This is a genomic window from Exiguobacterium sp. s191, from assembly GCF_018618955.1.
In the GTDB taxonomy this organism is placed as follows: Bacteria; Bacillota; Bacilli; order Exiguobacteriales; family Exiguobacteriaceae; genus Exiguobacterium_A; species Exiguobacterium_A abrahamii.
The window spans coordinates 1852303-1869328 of record NZ_JACSNC010000001.1; the positions used below are offsets into that span (position 1 = coordinate 1852303).

A 17026-nucleotide genomic window follows, 5' to 3' on the forward strand; every position below is an offset into this window, starting at 1 on the left:
AGACCGTTATGTATCAGAAAATCGATTTAACCGGACGCAAGACCGCTGCCGTCCTCCGCTACGATGAAGCATCCGGTCAAGCACCGGTCGTCGTCGCTCGGGCCAGCGGACAAGCTGCCGATCGAATCCTGCAAGAAGCACGAGCAAACGGTGTCGCGATCGAACACGATACGTCACTGCTCGGTCACTTACTTGATCTTGATCTCGGAACAGCGATTCCCCCGCAACTATACGACGTGATGGCAGAACTGCTCTTATTGATCGAAGAACTCGACAATGCGAAAGGACGACAAACATGACAGAACAAGAACTTTACGCGATGACCCCCCAACAGCTGACGGAAGTCATGTTGACGGGACTCGTCCTTCAATATGACCAGGCTCTTCTCGCGCGTGACGCGAACCGCTTTGACGAGGTCAACGCACGCTTACAAAAAGCTTATCAGTTACTCGGCAAATTGCAGGCAGGACTGCACGACGACGGTGGCATCATCACCGCACAACTCGATGCCCTCTACCACTACCTCGCCGAGCAGACCTTACAGGTCTATAAGACACCAAAGGTCCTCGACGAACTACTCGAACTGGCAGAAGACTTACGCGTCACTTGGCAAGCGGCACAAACCGTCGATCGACCACTCGTGCGCGCCGCACATCATCAACGATACGAAGGGATGGAATACGAATGAGAATCACGAATAACGTCCAAGCCTTAAAGGCTTATCGCAATCTCAGCATCAACCAGACGAACGTCAAGACAACGATGGATAAACTGTCAAGCGGTCAGAAGATCAACCGAGGTGCGGATGATGCCGCCGGTCTCGCGATCTCGGAGAAGATGCGTAATCGCTTGAAGGCACTTGATAAAGCAGAACAGAACGTCCTTGACGGTGTCTCGATGATTCAAACGGCTGAAGGTGGTTTGAGTGAGACACACAACCTGTTGCAACGGATGCGCGAACTCGCCGTCCAAGCGGGCAACGGCACGCTCGCAACGGAAGACCGGACAGCAATTCAAGAAGAGATCAACCAGCTGACGAACGAAGTCTCGCGGATTGCGAAGACGACCCAGTTCAACGGGAAAGAATTGTTGAGCGGCAAGTTCAACGATTCCGACAGTGCCCTGTTCATCCAAACGAATGCGGGAGCAAACGAAGGCATCTCGATCACGATTAACGACATGCAAGCCCTTGCGATTGGCGTCAGTTCAACGACACAAGCCGATTCCTCGATTCGTCCGCTTGATTTCCCTAGCGGTAGTGCACCTGAGTATGCCCTTAGCGTCATGACGGCAACGGACGCAAATGACGCGATCAGCCATTATACGAAAGCAATCGATACGATCTCCCAGCAACGGGCACAGCTCGGGGCGATCCAGAATCGATTTGAAGCGACGTCATCCGTCCTCAGTGTCAGCGTCGAAAACTTGACGGCATCGGAATCACGGATTCGCGATACTGATATGGCGCGTGAGATGATGGAATATGCGAAATACAACATCCTTAACCAATCGGGGATGGCGATGATCGCTCAAGCGAACGCCCTACCGCAAGGCGTCTTACAATTACTCAACTAAGGAGGCAGACCCGATGGATATCCGCCGCATCCAAGAAACGCAACGACTCCAGTCCTTAAAAGGTGGTCCCCGTGAAGTCGAAGCGTCGACGACCTTCTCTGCCTTGATGCAGGAGAAACGGGACCATAAAGGCTACGAGCGTTTGCAACAAAAGCTCGCCCTCGTCGAAGAACACGGCCAATTGCTCGCTGAGAGTCAGACGATCGAGCATCTCGAAAGCTATAAAGAAAAGATCAAGGACTTCTTAAAAGACGCCCTCGACCAATCGCAACAACTCGAAGAGAAGCGCGGCTTCAACCGCCGTGGTCGGACGAAAATCTATAAAGTCGTCGAACAAGTCGATGCGAAGCTCCTTCAGTTGACGGATACCGTCATCTCTGGCGAATCGCGCCGGCTCGATATCCTCGACCAAATCGGCGAGATCAAAGGGATGCTCGTCAACGTCTTCGTTTAATTCAAATTAGAGGAGTTCCTCCACATGCCAGACCTATATCTAAAAAAATGTACCTGCCCCTTCTGCCTGAAGACGACAGAAACGAAACGAGTCCTGTCGCGACATATCCGTGTCGCTTCGACGGACTTTGATGGTTTCATCCGTCATCAAGGCGTCAACGTCTATCTCTATGAACCGGTTCAGTGTAGTCATTGTCGGTTCTTCTTCCACGAATCGTTCGGAAAGTTATCACCAGACGTTCGGACGACCTTACAAGATCACATCCTGCCGACGCTTCCTGTCTTACCATTTGCCGGGACGGAACGGACGATCGAGCAGGCGACCCAGCTCTATAAGCTTTGTCTTTATACGGCTCAAGTGACAGAGCAAAAACCAGCAATCCAAGCGATGCTCGGAGTTCGTCTATCCTGGTTGCATCGTTTGACCGGTCAATCAGCGGAAGAACAACTCTGGGCCAACCGAGCAATCGAGAAGTATGTCTCGCTTTACGAAAATTACACATCCGTTAAGGAAAGTGGTATTCCAGAAGATGTTCTATGGCTTCGGATTGCTGATTTATATGCTGTGACAAAAGACAAAGAACATGCCCGTTTATGGTACAGCCGTTTGTTCCAAAGTCAAACGGCGACCGACAAAGTTAAAAAAGACGCACGAACCCACTGGGAATGGGTGCAAGAGCAGGATTGATCCTTGTTCGTCAATAGACGCAACAAGGATTTTTTTCACCACTCGTCGAAAGGAGCCAACACACCGCTTCAGGAAAGGAGGTCCGCGATGCGTCCGACGTTACCGCTTCTTTATTTACTCATCACCTATGGGCTGATGTTGCTCGTTAGCAGAACACCATTCGTTCCAATAATTGCCGTTCTTGCGACGCTACTTGCTGTGACGTTCGTCGCTGTTAAAGCCAGACGTTGGTTCTTTCCGAAACACCCGGAACGTTCGGTCGGCATCGCGATTCTCTTGTTCGCAAGTGGTCTCTGGATCAACTTTATCCTGACTTTCTTCCCGCACCCACCGGAAGTTGACTCTGCTGCCAACTTGACGTTGACTGCCTTTCTGATTCTGACCGCCATCGCCTTTGCCCGATTGATCGACTGGTCTTCGATTCGTCATGCACGGCTACTCTATATTGATGGTGTGCTCTTGTTCGGAATGGTTTTCGTTTTTGGTTATACGGTCATCCTGCGACACTTACCAACGTTCGCTCGCTCCGACATCGAGTTCGTTGCCATGCTCGGCTACGCGATTAGTTTCATTGCGCAGTTGTTCTTCTTTCTGATCTTATATGCGACAGGGCTTCGTGGACCAGCACACAGACGACTGATTCGGGCGGTGATGTTATTCATCTTGGCGAACTTCGGTTATTACACATTCTTCATTCGCGATCAATTAACGTTTGCCGCTTGCTTCTTTCCGCTCTATGCAGTCAGTTTGTTTGAGCTAGCTATCTACTTTAAAGATGTTCCACCGAAACAGCCGGCACGCGATCGGCTCGGTCGACCGTATTTGCCGTACATCAGTCTGCTCGTTCTATTGACGGGCATCACGTTCCTCCCGATGGCGCAGGATGTCTACTTCCCGACCCTGATCATCTTATTCTCGTTGTTTACGTTCCGGCAGTTTTTCTCAGAACGTCTCAATCGTCAGTTACTAACGGAACTCGAGACGTTCGAAGTCGATTTGACACACCGGATCGACCGCCATACAATGCAACTCGAACTCCGGAAGGAAGAGTATCGCCGTCTGTTCCTCGCCCACCCACAACCGATCATTCGTTTCGACGGCAATGGGCATGAGAAAGCGATGAATCCGGCAGCAGAACGTTACTTCCCGCACGGGTATGTTCCTGATGCCTTAGTGGATCAGTTGATTGCGGCGTTCCTAAAGCTTGAGACTGGTGAAAAACAACTCTTGATGCGCCCCGTCGACGGACGGACGTTCGAAGTGACGTTGATTCCGATTCCGGGTGAAGCAGATCTTTACGTCATTCTGTCCGATTTGACGGAAGCCTTATCGCAAGAAAAATGGCTCCAGGAACTCGGCTATCACGACGCCTTGACAGCACTTCCGAATCGCCGTTACTTCGAGGATCACCTTGGACCGCAGCTCGCAACCTTAACCGAAGGATCACTTCTGTTCATCGACCTCGATGGCTTTAAGCAAATCAATGACCGTTACGGCCACGACGCCGGAGACTACGTCTTGCAGGAGACAGCACGTCGGTTGCAGCTTGATTTAACGCAGGATGATGTAGCGGCACGCCTCGGTGGCGATGAATTCATCGTTTTCCTTGCTCGCAGTCGCGCGGAGACGATCACCTACGCTGAGAATGTCCTCCTTCGCTTGAACGATCCCTTCTTCTTTGACGCGACAGCGATGCAGGTCACGCCGTCAATCGGCATCGCCCGTTATCCAGACGATGGTCGGACGACGAGTCTACTCTTGATTCGCGCCGACGAAGCGATGTACACCGTCAAACAGGAAGAGAAGAACGCTTACCGCTTTAAATGACCGGCAAAATGCCCCGTCCAAACAAATGGACAGGGCATTTTTTCGTGAGCTTACGACTCACGACGATATTTTTCTTCTTCATAGGCATCCGGTGCATCGGAGACAGGGCGTTCGAACTCTTCCCATGATTCCGATTCAACGTCCGGTTCAATAAACTGATCGTACGAGCCATCCGATTGGAAATACGGCTGCGGTACGGGACGCTTTTTATCTTCCCGCTTGGTCACGAAAGATCCCTCCCTCACACAAGAAAGTTACTGACGAGAATCAAAATACGGTGAAAAACTATGATCGACTTCTTCGTACGGATCCACGTACGATTTACGACTCGTTTGCGTCTGACGCAACTGACTGATTTGTACCCCTAATTTAGCCGTTTCTGCTGATAATTTCAAGTCGATTTTTCGACTATCAGCGACGAGTTCTTCGATGACGGCTTGGTTGGCTCCAGCGAGCAGATTCGAGTGTGCCGCGATAAACGCTTCCCGTTCCTTCAGCAGACCTTGAATCTTCTCGATCCATTCGTCATACGTCTCTTCATTCGGCGTTTGATCAAGCAGTTCAATTAGTCGTTTTGTCTTCAGGCGAAGCGGATCGAGCGGACTCATCGTTGCCGTGCGAGTTTCATCGCTTCTTTCCACGTCTCGCGGAATTCTTCCGCAAAACCAATCACTTCTTCAATTGCAACCAAATCATTTTTTACGTTGGCATCAATCAGCCGTGTTTGCATGTAGTCATACAGACTGTTCAAATCCTTTGATAAGGCGATCGATTGATTCAACGTCAATTGCAATTCGGTAATGATTGCCTGTGCTTTTTGGATATTCGTATTTTTTTGTTCGATCATCTTCTGTTCGATCGCTCGTTTTGCGAGCATTGAGAATTTGATCAAGCCTTCGTATAACATCAACGTTAAATCTTGAGGTAACGCCGTCGTTACCGAGTTCGTCTGATACGTCGCATAAGGGTTCATCGCGTTTCCTCCTTTTTATTGTCCTTGTCCGAGATAACCGGCAAGCGTCGCAGATTGACTGTTCGCTTGATTCATTGCTTGTTCCATCGCCGCGAATCGGCGATAGTAACTGTCTTCTTTTCGTTTCAACTTGTCTTCCCACGACAGCATACTCTTATCGAGATCAGCGAGTGATTTTCCGAGCCGATATGTCGTTGAAACTGCACCGTCTCGTCCAGCGACACCTGAAATCTTATCACGGAGTGTAGTCGCAAACCCTTGAATCTGGCGGACAAAACCGTCAATTCCATTTTGACTTGGTATCGGATTACCTTGCGCATCTTTTGGTGGCTCAGGAGCATCTACTGTAAATAATTTAAAAACACCTTCCGGCTGTTCTTCAAGCATTTTCTTAAGTTTTGTTTCATCAATCATCAGTTTTCCACCGTCACGGAAATCACTCGTTGAAGTAATTCCGATTTGTGACATGTACTGGAGTTGGATCGTATCCGTACCTGACGTATACGAGTAACCCGTATCGATTTTCGATGAAATCGCACTCCGAAACTGACTCAAGCCATCCTGTAAGTAGCTATCATTCTTAAGCACACCACTGATTGCTTTTTCTTCCCACTTCTTGACTTCGTCCTCACTCAATTCTTTGCGCTGGGCATCCGTCAATGGCTGGAAATCACGATACTTCTCTTCACGAACCTTTTTGTTCATCTTATCGATGACGTCATTGTATTTATCAACGAAGTTCTTGATCGAATCAAAGTTTTTTTGCGTATCGAGCGTCGTATTGATTGTCGTCGCTGTCGTCGAGACGTTGTTTAATGTGATTGTCAGACCGTTTTGCGTAAACGTATTCGTTGTCTGCTCTAATTGTTGTCCACCAATCGTGTACTTGGCGTTTTGTCCTTCACGACCAAATGTTGCGTCCTGTGAATTAACCTTCAAAGTATTATTCGAAGCATCAACGATGGAGAGATCGGCACCCAAGGGATTCAAGTTACCAGTACTCGCTTTCGTTAAGACAAGTTTGCCTGTTAAATCATTGAAAACTGCGTTCATCCCGAGACTGGTTTTACCGTTAATCGCCGCCGTCAAATCCGATATCTTCTGTGTTGCGTCAAACTTCAATGTCTCTGTTACCGCTACACCAGCTGCATCAAAGGTATTGATTCGCACATTGATTTTCCCGTCCGCGTCCTTTGTAAACATTCCACTCTCTTCAAGAGTTGCATCACTCTTCTTTCCGCTTGCAGCGACTAACGTCACCGAAGCAGCACTAGCGAGTTGACTAATACTATCAATCGTCACACTACCGGCTGGTGCGCTCGGACTTGCTGTCACAGTTAACGCAGTCGGATTCGAGCTCGTAACTGTCTTCGATTGATAGTTTTTTGACAAAAGCATATCGCTTGCGGCTGTCCGAAAATCAAGCAATGCCCGGTTCATCTCTCTGTAAGCATCACGTTGCCATGTCAATGTCTGTTTCTTTTGCGATAAACGATCAACCGGCGCTCGCTCCGCCTGCATCAATTGTTTAATCATTGTTTCCGTATCAATCCCACTCGCAAGACCACTTAGTCGAATTCCTGCCATCCAATCAGTCCTTTCTGTTAAATTCGTTTATCGATCAATTGATTAAATTCCATGAATGCCGCAAAAAAATCGAGTTCCTTTTTACTTGGAATTTCTTGCACGACGTTATTATTCGTATCGACGACTTGAATATAATATTCATTTAACTGTTCATGCTTGACGAACTTCAAACCTGTTCGTTGAAGTTCAAGTTTTATGTTCGCCTGTTCCATTGCGGTTTCAAGCTTCGTAATATGTTGTGGTGTCGGTAGGACAACGACTCCTTCTTCTGCTAGTGCTTCCTGATTCGCTTCCACAAACACATTCCGTGTCGCTTCGTACGGTAGGACGTTCGAAGGCAGATGAAGGCGAATTTCCGTATTGATGGAATTCATAGTCGGTCACTCCTTTTTGTTCTCTATGTAGTATATCGACCAATTCATCTGATTTGTTAGAGTTCTAAGAGAACAAAACAAAAAAGGTCACGGAACATGCCCGTGACCTGATCAATCGGTATGTGCCAATTACGATTAACGGAGTAATTGGAGAACGCCTTGCGGCTGTTGGTTCGCTTGAGCCAACATTGCTTGTGCAGCTTGCGCAAGAATCGAGTTCTTTGTTTGGTTCATCATTTCTTTCGCCATGTCAACGTCACGAACACGTGATTCAGCCGCTGTTAGGTTTTCAGAAGATGTTTTGAGGTTGTTGATTGTGTGGTCGAGACGGTTTTGATAAGCACCTAATTTCGAACGTTCTTTCGAAACTTCAGTGATTGCGCTCTCGATGTTTGTTACAGAAGCTTTAGCTGTAGCATGTGTAGAAACATCAACACGACCAGCCGTAGCAAGGTTTAAGACACCATCCGTTTTCATGTTACGAATGTTAAGACTTAAGTTTTGATCTTCGTTAGCTCCGATTTGGAAAGTAACTGATCCAGCATCAACTACAACGTTACCTACAGCATCATCAGCTGTGTAACCTGCATTTGTTTTAATCGAGATGCCGAATTCAGAGAAGTTCAAATCTTGAGCTCCATTGGCATTGCTGATTGTTTGAGTTTTAGTACCGAAAGTCATAGTTAACTCACCAGCAGTACCACTAGTGATTGTATAAGTACCTGCTACTGCTCCGTTAGTTGAAGCACCAGCTACACCTGTAACAGCAAGTACTGTAGTAGTAGCAGCATCTTGATCAACAGTTCCACCAAGACCACCGTTTAATAATGTTTGTTTGTTGAATTCTGTTGTATCGCCGATGCGATCGATTTCACTCTTCAAAGCAGTGAGTTCTTCTTGGATAGCATCGCGGTCTTGAGCAACGTTAGTGTCGTTGGCACCTTGAACTGCAAGTTCACGCATCCGTTGAAGAATATCGTGTGTTTCATTCAATGCACCTTCAGCTGTTTGAATCATTGAAATACCATCTTGTGCATTTCGTGAAGCTTGATCAAGTCCACGAACTTGAGCACGCATTTTTTCAGAGATTGCGAGACCAGCTGCATCGTCACCCGCTTTGTTGATACGAAGACCTGAAGCAAGTTTCTCCATTGACTTGCTTTGTGCTGCAGAAGCTGCAGACAACTTGTTGTGCGTGTTAAGAGCTGTAATGTTGTGATTGATAATCATTGTAATTTCCCTCCATAGGATAAGTTTTTTGTCTCTTTGAAGATCCGTCTTCTCCGAGATGTGTCCCCTGGCCGGCCCAAGGGTGACACGGTAGAATTAGTCGATGACTGCTTCCACCTTATATATCGTCGTCCACTCGAAATGTTTAACAACTTTCTTCAAAAAAATACAAAAAAATCGCACATCTGGTTTGGATGTACGATTTCCCTATAGTTTAGAGACGTGTCGCTCCAGTCTCTTCCTGTAATTGTTCTGCTACTGCTACAAGCTCTTCCATTGCTCCATTGACTTCACCAAGCGATGCCGCTTGATGACTAGACGCTTGTAAAACTTGCTCAGCGTGCTTCGATGCTTCCTCAACCATTGCAAGGATGTTCGCAGTCGTTAAGCCAACTTGATCGATTTCTTGATCCGATTTGACGACGAGTTGATCAACCGATTTAACGCGTGAGTAAACATTTTCTGTAGAATGATGAATCTCTTCGAAAGACGATCCTGCTTGTTCTACGAGTCCGACACCTGTAGCTACTTCACTCTGAACATCCGTCATCGCGTTCGCTGTATCGTTGACGAGACGTTTGACGCCAGAAATCAAATCGGTGATTTCTTTTGCTGAGGTCGCTGTTTGTTCAGCGAGTTTTTTAACTTCTGCTGCGACGACCGCAAAGCCGCGTCCCGCTTCGCCTGCGCGTGCCGCTTCAATCGATGCATTCAAACTGAGCAAGTTCGTCTGCGCTGAAATATCACTGATGACATCCGTGATTCGTGAAATCTCTCCTGTCATATCCGTCAAGCGACCATTCAGCGTCGCTGATTGCTCCATCTTCTTCGAAATCATGTGCATCGCTTCGACAGAATCTGTTGCGAGTGTCTTCCCGTTTTGGGCTTCCGTCTGCATGACTGTCGCTGATTTCAATGCTTCGTTCATCTCTTTTGCAACTTCATCCATCGTCCGTTTGACCGCACCGAGGGCGTCCATCGACAAGTAGGCTTGATCGACGTTTTCGTTCATCTTCGCTGATAGCTCTGCCATCGCTGAACGAATACTTTCACCCGACGCATTGCCTTCCTGGACTGCTGCTGCGATCTCTTGCGCTGACGCTGTCAGCTTATCGCTCGAGCTTCCCATCTGTGTCGCTTGTTTGCGAATATGTAGAACCATGACTTCGAGTTCATGCATCAATTGGTCGACTTCATCCCCGCGCTTTGCTTCTTCGAAATCGACGTTGAAGTTGCCGTTTGCGACTTCGCGTGCCGTCTCTGTCGCCTTTTCGATTGCTTTGATCGGTTGACGTAGGATTAATTGCGTCAACGACGTCCCAATCAACGATAACAGTAAGCCAATCCCTGCTCCAATCCAAATCGCGTTCGTATCCGCGACATCAAGTCCACGGTGGAGATAAAGCACAAGCTGGGCTGAGATACCACTCGTGATGACTGAGATGGCTAACACCCAAAAGAATAACCGTACCTTCAAGTTGCTTCGTAATTTACGCATAACCGAAACTTCCTTTCCTGTATCTTCTTTCACCGTCCTCTCTATCGGTTTCTTTTGTAACCGTTTTAAGTGAGTTGACCCGATTTTCAAAAAAATGATTTCCAGTGTTATGACAAAAGTCCACAAAAAGAGAGTGATGGATCAAATCATCCATCACTCTCTTTTTCTTATTTCCGCTCAATCTCAACATATTTATATGAGATATCCGTTCCGACATTGTGTCGGGCAAGATTCTTCACTTCCGTGTTTTGCAAGAAGGCATTCTTCCGTTGGTAGACAGGTGAGATCGCTTGATCGTCGAGCAACAAGCTTTCTGCTTTACTGAGTAAGGCAAGACGCTTGTCTTGATCGAGTTCACTTTCAGCCTGTTTCAAGAGACGGTCATACTGTTTGTTCGAGTAATCCATCATGTTGAACGGGTTACCGGTCGTGAACAAGTTCAGGTATGTCGTTGCATCCTGATAGTCTGGTGCCCAGCTCGCAAGTGACAGATCGTAATCCCCTCGTCCTTCACGGGCGAGACGTTCTTTCTTCGGAAGTGACAACAATTTAACGTCGACGTTCTGCTTCTTCAACGCGCCTTGGATATACTCCCCGATTTTTTTCGAGACGTCGTCATCTTCGATCAACATCGTCAACTCAAGATTTTGCTTCGCCAGCACTTTGTTTGCCGCTGCTACATCATATGATGATTCGATTTGACGCGCACTATCGTATTTCGGATCAAGTTCTTGCGGTACGATGTAATCCGCTGGCAGTGATCCGTTTCCGAGTAACGTTTCCGTCATCGCTTTTTTATCATATGCCGCATCGATCGCTTGACGTGTTTCTTTATCTTTCAAAGCATCCGTTTTTTCGTTCATCCGGATGAAGAACATCCGCGAATCGCTGAACGTGTTGTACTCTTTTTGATCCTTGTACGTCACGACATTCTCAGAGTTGAGTGGCGCGACATCAAGTTCACCGGACTCGAACAAGTTGATCGCAAGCATTGGGTCCTTAATGATTTTCACGTCGACTTCGTCAATTTTGACGTTCTTCCGGTCTGCGTACTCAGCGTTCTTTGCGAGCGTATAACCTTGTTCCGCTTGATATTTCTTGAATGTGAACGGTCCGTTGTAGACGTTCGTCTTTGGATCCGTTCCGAACTGGTCACCTTCTGCTTTGACGATATCTTCACGGACTGGCATATATGTGCCGAACGTCGTCATGCTGAGGAAGTATGGTGTCGGACGTTTCAGTTCGATTCGAAGTGTCTCGTCGTCGACCGCTGTCGTTTTTTCGACTGGCTCGAGCAAGTAAGCGAACGGTGAGTTTGTTTTGATGACACGTTCGAACGCATAACGGAAGTTCTCTGCTGTGACGGGCTTTCCATCAGACCATTTCGCATTCGGATCAAGCTTGAACGTATAGACTTTTCCGTCTTCAGACACGCTATGTGATTTCGCTGCTGCCGGAACAAGTTCGTTGTTCGCGTCGAAGCGATAGAGTCCTTCGTAGATTTGGTTGAAGATGTTTGATGTGATAGCGTCTGCCGGATCAACCGACAGGAGGTCGTAACTCTCCATCGTGTGCAGGACCTTCTTGTCCGCTTGTTTGTCTTCTGCTGGTTCTGTCGTTGCACATCCTGCTAATAGGACTGCCGTACTCGCCGCTGCGATCAATGTCTTTTTCATGTGTAGTGCCTCCTGAGAAATATGATGAGCGTTGGATGATTCGGCATACCTTGACGTACAACAAAAGGCGCCCTCTACGCATAGCTAACAGCTAATGCATAGAGGACGCCTGTATCCGCGCGGTGCCACCTCTGATTGAGACGAAAAATCGTCTCCACTTGTCGTTGGTCCAACAACCAACTAGCCCGGTAACGGGGGCAACCGTCCTGTCTACTCAAAAGTTCAACAGGCTCTCAGCGGTCCATTCTCGTTCAGCTTACCGTGTCAGGCTCTCACCATTCCTGACTCGCTTGGTCGGCAGTGTTGACGATACTTACTCCGCGTCGTCGATGTAATTGATATGGCTTAACTTGTTGTTTACTTTACACGGCTTGTTTTTCACTGTCAACGAAAAAAACTCAGAACGGATGATCTTCTTGTTTTTCTTGCTCCCGACGGACCGGACGTGGTCGAATCGGTTCGACGTGTTTGACATGTGTTCGTGTAACGATTCGGTTACTGAACGCTGCGTCAAGTAAGATCGTGATCGCTGCTGCCATGTGTAAGAACATCCCAACGACCGGAATGACACCAACCGTTGATGCGACGATCCCAACGATGTTCCCTTTTGAGACGTTCCCGGCACGTGCCGTCAATACGACGACGACGATGTGAAACGCGAGCATCAACCACAGGGCGTTGTAACCTGAGAAAATGACGATTGAACCACCTAAGAGCGGAATCCCGAGCACCGCTTCCATTCCACCTGATACCCACTTCAACGTCCGCAATGAATCCTGTCGACTCTCCATGACGTCGCCTCCTCTTTTTTTCCATATGTCTAGTATACGACGGATTGCAGAAAAGGTTCCAACGTTTTTGTTTAGTTTCTGTAATAGTAATCATAAAAAAAAGCAATCGACGAATGTACTCAAGTCTTGCTCCCTTTCCTCAGGCGAGACACAAGCCGCGACTCTTTCGCTTCAAGCAAAAAGCCGGGTCTTGTTTGTCTCTGACAGCGCAACTGCGCTTTTTCCTGTAGGAGTGGAGCACCTTGAGTGTCCAGCATGCACTGGAATATCCGTCAATCGCTCATTATTTTAAACCGCCAACACGTGGAACTGATACCCACGATGGACAACGAATCCTGCCTCTTTGTAGAGATCAAGTGCCCGGTCATTGTCCGTCTCGACGTCGAGTTCGAGTTGTGTCCGACCTGTCCGGAACAACGCTTGAACCATCAATTTCAGCATCTTCTTCCCGTAACCATTACCTTGCGCTTCTGGACGAACCGCAAACGCATGAATGCTCGCTTGTGTATCGGAAGCGAGGTAAGCACGGATGACGCCGACCGGTTTGCCGTTTGCGACACCGATGAACGTAATCCGGTCGTCAGATTCAATCGCTTGATAGATCGACTCTGCTTCTTCGTCCGTATTCCCGAACGATTTACCAAGCGTCTCGACGATGAACGGACGGTCGTCTGCTGTCGCTTCGCGTAATTCGAAATCCGGATCGGCTTTTAAGAACAACTGCGCCTTCTTCAAAATCATGTTGTACTCGGTCATCCGGTACTCAGCACCTAACCCTTCGAGGACAGCTTGACCTGACTCACTTGCATCGTCAATGACGAACGTAAATGCTTCGACGCCTGCTTCTGTTGCCCGCGCACGTGCCGCTTCAACGAGTGCTGTGAAGATGCCTTGTTTTCGGTAATCCGGATCAACGAAGACATTCAATTCCCACTCCGTCGGTAAGTACGCGAATGCTTGTAAATATCCAATCAATTGCTCGCCATCATAGATTGCGAAATCGTTCTCGCCGACCCAATCGGCTGCGACCTTTAATTCAATGCCATCATGATCGTTGACACATTTTTCGAGTTGTAATACATCTGTTGTTTGTTTGACGTCTGTGACGTTCCATTCCATATTCATTCACCTCATTTTCAACTATACCGAACGAACAAAAGAAGCACTAGCAAAAGCTAGTGCTCATTGCAGTTTAAATGTCTTCATCATCTGCGGGACGTCCTTGACGATCAAGTTCTCGATCGCTTTTTTACCGACAGCACCTTTGACGGCTTCCGTCGGTAAGACGTAGTAGTACGTTTTGCTACCTTTCGTCCCGAGATATGTACCATATCCGATTTCACGGTCGAACTGTTTTTTCGAGAGCTTCTTCGGCTCGTAGTTCAAATTGACGAGCAACTGATCCGCGCCTTTGACTTTATAATAAAAGGCGAACGTACCACTTCGCGTGACAACACCGTATTTCGATTTGACCGTCTTGTTTTTGACAAGTTCGACTTTATCTTGTTGGATCGCCTTTTTTAACGCGTCCGTCGTCTTGACTGTATAGCCGAACGATTCGTTCGCGACGACCCCTTTACTATATGTCACGTTACTTGCAGCAAAACCCGTCACCGGAGTCAGACATGCTCCGAGTAAGACTCCTGTCATTGCGATTCGTTTCATGCTGACTCCCCCTTAAAATGATCGATAGTTATGGATTCCCTTTTGTGAAATAGGTAAACTCTATTCTCGAAAAAGATTTGACGGAATTGTCTAAATTTCTTACGATAGGGATAACGAAACGAAATGGGGTTAAAGCGATGACTGAACAAGAACAATTAACGCAAGAACAGCTCGATAACTTGCTCAAGAATGCGTTTGCAATGCAGGTTCCGATCCTCGAGAAGTTCATGAAGGATACACACGATCGTTACGCACTCGCAACGACGTCGTTCAAGCGTGACATGGAAGCGATGAAAGAGACGGAATGGCATCAGTTCTTCGCTAGTAAACTGTTACCGCACTTCTTCCTCGAGCACCTCGGATTCGGTGCATCGTTCCGCTTCAACGGACACGACAAGGAAGTCGATCTTCCGGAAAACGTCGTACCGGTCCGCAATGATGCCGATGAGCAAATCGATAAAGTCGTCCTTGGGGTCAAAAAGGCGATGCAAGACGAGCACATCAAGAACCACGATCTCGTCGCGAACTTCTATAAAGAAACACTCGAACTCGCTTGCCAGATGGGCAGCCGTGTCGGGATGAGCGATGAGTTCTATACACTCGTCAAACCAAGTCTCGTTCATGCGAACGACGGTCAATAATCGTTACATTAATTCAAGAGAGGTCAGTTCCGGAATGGTTTCCGAAAACTGACCTCTCTTTTTGTATGCCTGATAGAATCCGTTTAAAACCGAACGTAGAACACCGCTCCCCCACCACTCCGGTCACGGACACCATATGTGAACTGATGACTATCGAGAATCATCCGACTGATCGCAAGACCGAGTCCATGCCCGGCACTGCCTTCTTGTTTGACGTAGACGTCCCAGATTGTCGCTCGGTCTTCTGCCTGAACTCCCGCTCCTTCATCCTCAACTGTCAATTCGTCATGCGTTAAGCGAAACGTGACCGTCCCGCCGACGGGTGAAGCAAAGCGGGCGTTCATCAAAAAGTTGATCAAGACGCGTTCGAACATGCGTGGATCAAGTGACTGCCTAACCGGTTGCAGCTCCGTCGTCAGTGTCAGTCCTGCCTGTGTGAACGTCCCGCGCAGGCGTTCAACTGTCGCAAGCACGAGTTCATCGAGTGCCACATCCGTTCTTTCAAGCGGCATTCGTCCACCGGCAAGCTTCGAATAAAGCAACGTCTCATCAATCAGATGATCGAGTCGATCCGTCTCCTCGATGATGCTCGTCGTCACGTCGGGCAGTTCAGCAACGGGAATGACACCTGCCGCGAGTGCCTCGGTCTCGTTTCGAATGATCGCGAGCGGCGTCCGCAAGTCATGAGTGATGCCGGCAATGAACGTTTTCTGTAGATGATCCTTCTGTTTGAGTTGCGTTTGCATCTCGTCGACCGCGTCAATCAACTCACCGACTTCGTCCTTCGGTCGTGCCGGTAAGACAACGTCTGCCTCGCCAGCACCAATCTTCTGGGCAACGGAACGGAGCGTCACGATCGGTCGTGTCAGGTGCCGTCCCATATAGTAAGCGAGTAAGGATGCGAGCAACAGGGTCACGAGTAACGCGAGTCCAATCGCGAGATAAACACCACTCAGGGCACTACTCGCCAGTGGTGCTTGTCGGACCGTCGTGATGCGCGTTCCATCAACCGTCAACTGATACGTCAGCAACCGTTCGTCTTGCACTTCGATGACGTCTTCTTTCTTTAAATCGTCGAGAAGTGGTAACCGCCCCGCCGGTCCGCGAGCGCCAATCCGTTGCGTCAATCCGTCGGTCGTCAAAAACCCTTGAATATCACGCGGTATCGGCGTGTCGGCTTCAAGCGCTTGTTTAATGATGTTCGCTTCCCGGGCGAGTTGATCGTACCGTTCGCCTTCTGCGAATCGATTGACGAGAAACGCCGTCAAGACGAAACTGAGGATCCCCATCACGAGCAGCGGACCGACGACAGCGTATAAGAACTTACGCATCAAAGGACGCCGTTTCATTCAATCGCCTCCAATCGATAGCCGACCCGGTGCACCGTCTTCAATTGTTGTTTAATGACAGGTAACTTATCCCGTAATTGTTTGACATGTGTATCAACGGTCCGGGTATCGCCACCAAACGCGTACCCCCAGACGTCATCAAGAATCTGATCCCGGCTCAGTGCCTCATCGAGATGTTCGATGAAGTAAAGCAACAGTTCGAACTCCATCTTTGCGAGACTGATCGCCCGTTCACCTGTCTTGACTTGGCGTCCCTTCTCATCGATCGTCAAGTCACCGAACGCATGGCGTGCGACCGGACGGACTTTTAGTGCCCGTTCAAGTCGGATCGTCAACTCCTTCAGGACGACTGGTTTGACGAGATAGTCATCGGCACCGAGTTCAAGTCCGAAGACACGGTCATCGGCTTCCCCACGCGACGTCATCATGAAGACGACCGGTGGCTGAACTTGTGATTTGATACTTGGCACGAGTGACCAACCGTCACCATCTGGTAAGCGGACGTCGATCAAAACGGCATCAAACGCTGTCGTCAGGCACTGTTTCGCCTCTGCTAACGAACCAGCAATCGTCACGTCATACGCATGATGACGAAGGAAACGCGCCGTCACCTGCGCTAATTTTTGTTCATCTTCAATCAATAGTACGTTCATGGTCATCCCTCCACTCTTAGTGTAGCGCCTTTTTGCCTTCATTTGC

The 17026-nt window shown here is 48.4% G+C and carries 20 protein-coding genes and 1 other annotated feature; of the genes, 7 read left to right on the forward strand and 13 right to left on the reverse strand.

Annotation, left to right across the window (positions count from 1 at the left end; genetic code table 11):
- The first annotated feature begins 8 nt into the window (after positions 1 to 8).
- The 6 genes from KNQ09_RS09810 to KNQ09_RS09835 all read left to right on the forward strand — a co-directional run bounded on the left by KNQ09_RS09810 (position 9) and on the right by KNQ09_RS09835 (position 4543).
- On the forward strand, positions 9 to 299 hold the full coding sequence (locus KNQ09_RS09810; protein WP_029342503.1) for an EscU/YscU/HrcU family type III secretion system export apparatus switch protein: 291 nt from the start codon (positions 9 to 11) through the stop codon (positions 297 to 299).
- Entirely contained in the window at positions 296 to 688 is a 393-nt protein-coding gene (locus KNQ09_RS09815; RefSeq protein WP_064299407.1) for a flagellar export chaperone FliS, read from the forward strand. The genes KNQ09_RS09810 and KNQ09_RS09815 overlap by 4 nt, the downstream gene beginning before the upstream one ends.
- Positions 685 to 1575 carry a flagellin N-terminal helical domain-containing protein gene (locus KNQ09_RS09820; RefSeq protein ID WP_064299406.1) on the forward strand — a complete coding sequence of 297 codons (891 nt, stop codon included), beginning with the start codon at positions 685 to 687 and terminating at the stop codon, positions 1573 to 1575. Before KNQ09_RS09815 ends, KNQ09_RS09820 begins: the two co-directional genes overlap by 4 nt.
- A 13-nt stretch (positions 1576 to 1588) precedes the next feature.
- Complete coding sequence (locus tag KNQ09_RS09825; protein ID WP_029342506.1) at positions 1589 to 2029, forward strand: YaaR family protein; 441 nt, start codon at positions 1589 to 1591, stop codon at positions 2027 to 2029.
- A gap of 24 nt (positions 2030 to 2053) precedes the next feature.
- Positions 2054 to 2716 carry a DUF2225 domain-containing protein gene (locus KNQ09_RS09830; protein WP_214858241.1) on the forward strand — a complete coding sequence of 221 codons (663 nt, stop codon included), beginning with the start codon at positions 2054 to 2056 and terminating at the stop codon, positions 2714 to 2716.
- A gap of 87 nt (positions 2717 to 2803) precedes the next feature.
- Positions 2804 to 4543: a sensor domain-containing diguanylate cyclase gene (locus tag KNQ09_RS09835; RefSeq protein WP_214858242.1), complete on the forward strand. Its 1740-nt coding sequence runs from the start codon at positions 2804 to 2806 to the stop codon at positions 4541 to 4543.
- 50 nt (positions 4544 to 4593) lie between these two features.
- Here KNQ09_RS09835 and KNQ09_RS09840 read toward each other — a convergent pair whose 3' ends face one another.
- From KNQ09_RS09840 to KNQ09_RS09890, 11 genes are all read right to left on the reverse strand, one after another.
- Positions 4594 to 4770 carry a hypothetical protein gene (locus KNQ09_RS09840; RefSeq protein ID WP_169738097.1) on the reverse strand — a complete coding sequence of 59 codons (177 nt, stop codon included), beginning with the start codon at positions 4768 to 4770 and terminating at the stop codon, positions 4594 to 4596.
- 27 nt (positions 4771 to 4797) lie between these two features.
- Positions 4798 to 5151, reverse strand: a complete 354-nt coding sequence (locus KNQ09_RS09845) for a hypothetical protein (RefSeq protein ID WP_064299403.1) — start codon at positions 5149 to 5151, stop codon at positions 4798 to 4800.
- Entirely contained in the window at positions 5148 to 5516 is a 369-nt protein-coding gene (fliS, locus tag KNQ09_RS09850) for a flagellar export chaperone FliS (protein ID WP_050678720.1), read from the reverse strand. The genes KNQ09_RS09845 and fliS overlap by 4 nt, the downstream gene beginning before the upstream one ends.
- A gap of 15 nt (positions 5517 to 5531) precedes the next feature.
- On the reverse strand, positions 5532 to 7103 hold the full coding sequence (gene fliD / locus KNQ09_RS09855; RefSeq protein WP_064299402.1) for a flagellar filament capping protein FliD: 1572 nt from the start codon (positions 7101 to 7103) through the stop codon (positions 5532 to 5534).
- Positions 7104 to 7120: 17 nt separating this feature from the next.
- Positions 7121 to 7477: a flagellar protein FlaG gene (locus tag KNQ09_RS09860; protein WP_029342512.1), complete on the reverse strand. Its 357-nt coding sequence runs from the start codon at positions 7475 to 7477 to the stop codon at positions 7121 to 7123.
- Positions 7478 to 7612: 135 nt separating this feature from the next.
- The gene (locus KNQ09_RS09865) at positions 7613 to 8707 is read right to left on the reverse strand and encodes a flagellin N-terminal helical domain-containing protein (protein ID WP_050678722.1); all 1095 of its coding nucleotides are present in this window, start codon (positions 8705 to 8707) and stop codon (positions 7613 to 7615) included.
- A 214-nt stretch (positions 8708 to 8921) separates the two neighbouring features.
- Positions 8922 to 10205, reverse strand: a complete 1284-nt coding sequence (locus tag KNQ09_RS09870; protein WP_050678723.1) for a methyl-accepting chemotaxis protein — start codon at positions 10203 to 10205, stop codon at positions 8922 to 8924.
- A gap of 167 nt (positions 10206 to 10372) precedes the next feature.
- The gene (locus tag KNQ09_RS09875; protein WP_214858244.1) at positions 10373 to 11881 is read right to left on the reverse strand and encodes a peptide ABC transporter substrate-binding protein; all 1509 of its coding nucleotides are present in this window, start codon (positions 11879 to 11881) and stop codon (positions 10373 to 10375) included.
- A 98-nt stretch (positions 11882 to 11979) separates the two neighbouring features.
- Positions 11980 to 12217 (reverse strand) — a binding site (T-box leader).
- 62 nt (positions 12218 to 12279) lie between these two features.
- Positions 12280 to 12672, reverse strand: a complete 393-nt coding sequence (locus KNQ09_RS09880) for a hypothetical protein (RefSeq protein ID WP_214858246.1) — start codon at positions 12670 to 12672, stop codon at positions 12280 to 12282.
- 288 nt (positions 12673 to 12960) lie between these two features.
- Positions 12961 to 13791, reverse strand: coding sequence for a GNAT family N-acetyltransferase (locus tag KNQ09_RS09885; RefSeq protein ID WP_035410073.1), 831 nt, complete (start codon positions 13789 to 13791; stop codon positions 12961 to 12963).
- 63 nt (positions 13792 to 13854) lie between these two features.
- Positions 13855 to 14337: a hypothetical protein gene (locus KNQ09_RS09890; protein WP_064299397.1), complete on the reverse strand. Its 483-nt coding sequence runs from the start codon at positions 14335 to 14337 to the stop codon at positions 13855 to 13857.
- 137 nt (positions 14338 to 14474) lie between these two features.
- On the opposite strand from KNQ09_RS09890, the gene KNQ09_RS09895 reads away from it, so the two are divergent.
- Entirely contained in the window at positions 14475 to 14978 is a 504-nt protein-coding gene (locus KNQ09_RS09895; RefSeq protein WP_050678728.1) for a hypothetical protein, read from the forward strand.
- 83 nt (positions 14979 to 15061) lie between these two features.
- On the opposite strand, the gene KNQ09_RS09900 is transcribed toward KNQ09_RS09895, so the two are convergent.
- Together KNQ09_RS09900 and KNQ09_RS09905 are read right to left on the reverse strand one after the other, a co-directional pair.
- Positions 15062 to 16327, reverse strand: a complete 1266-nt coding sequence (locus tag KNQ09_RS09900; RefSeq protein WP_214858247.1) for a HAMP domain-containing sensor histidine kinase — start codon at positions 16325 to 16327, stop codon at positions 15062 to 15064.
- A complete protein-coding gene (locus tag KNQ09_RS09905; RefSeq protein ID WP_064299395.1) occupies positions 16324 to 16980 on the reverse strand; it encodes a response regulator transcription factor in 657 nt (218 codons plus the stop codon). The genes KNQ09_RS09900 and KNQ09_RS09905 overlap by 4 nt, the downstream gene beginning before the upstream one ends.
- Positions 16981 to 17026: the final 46 nt, after the last annotated feature.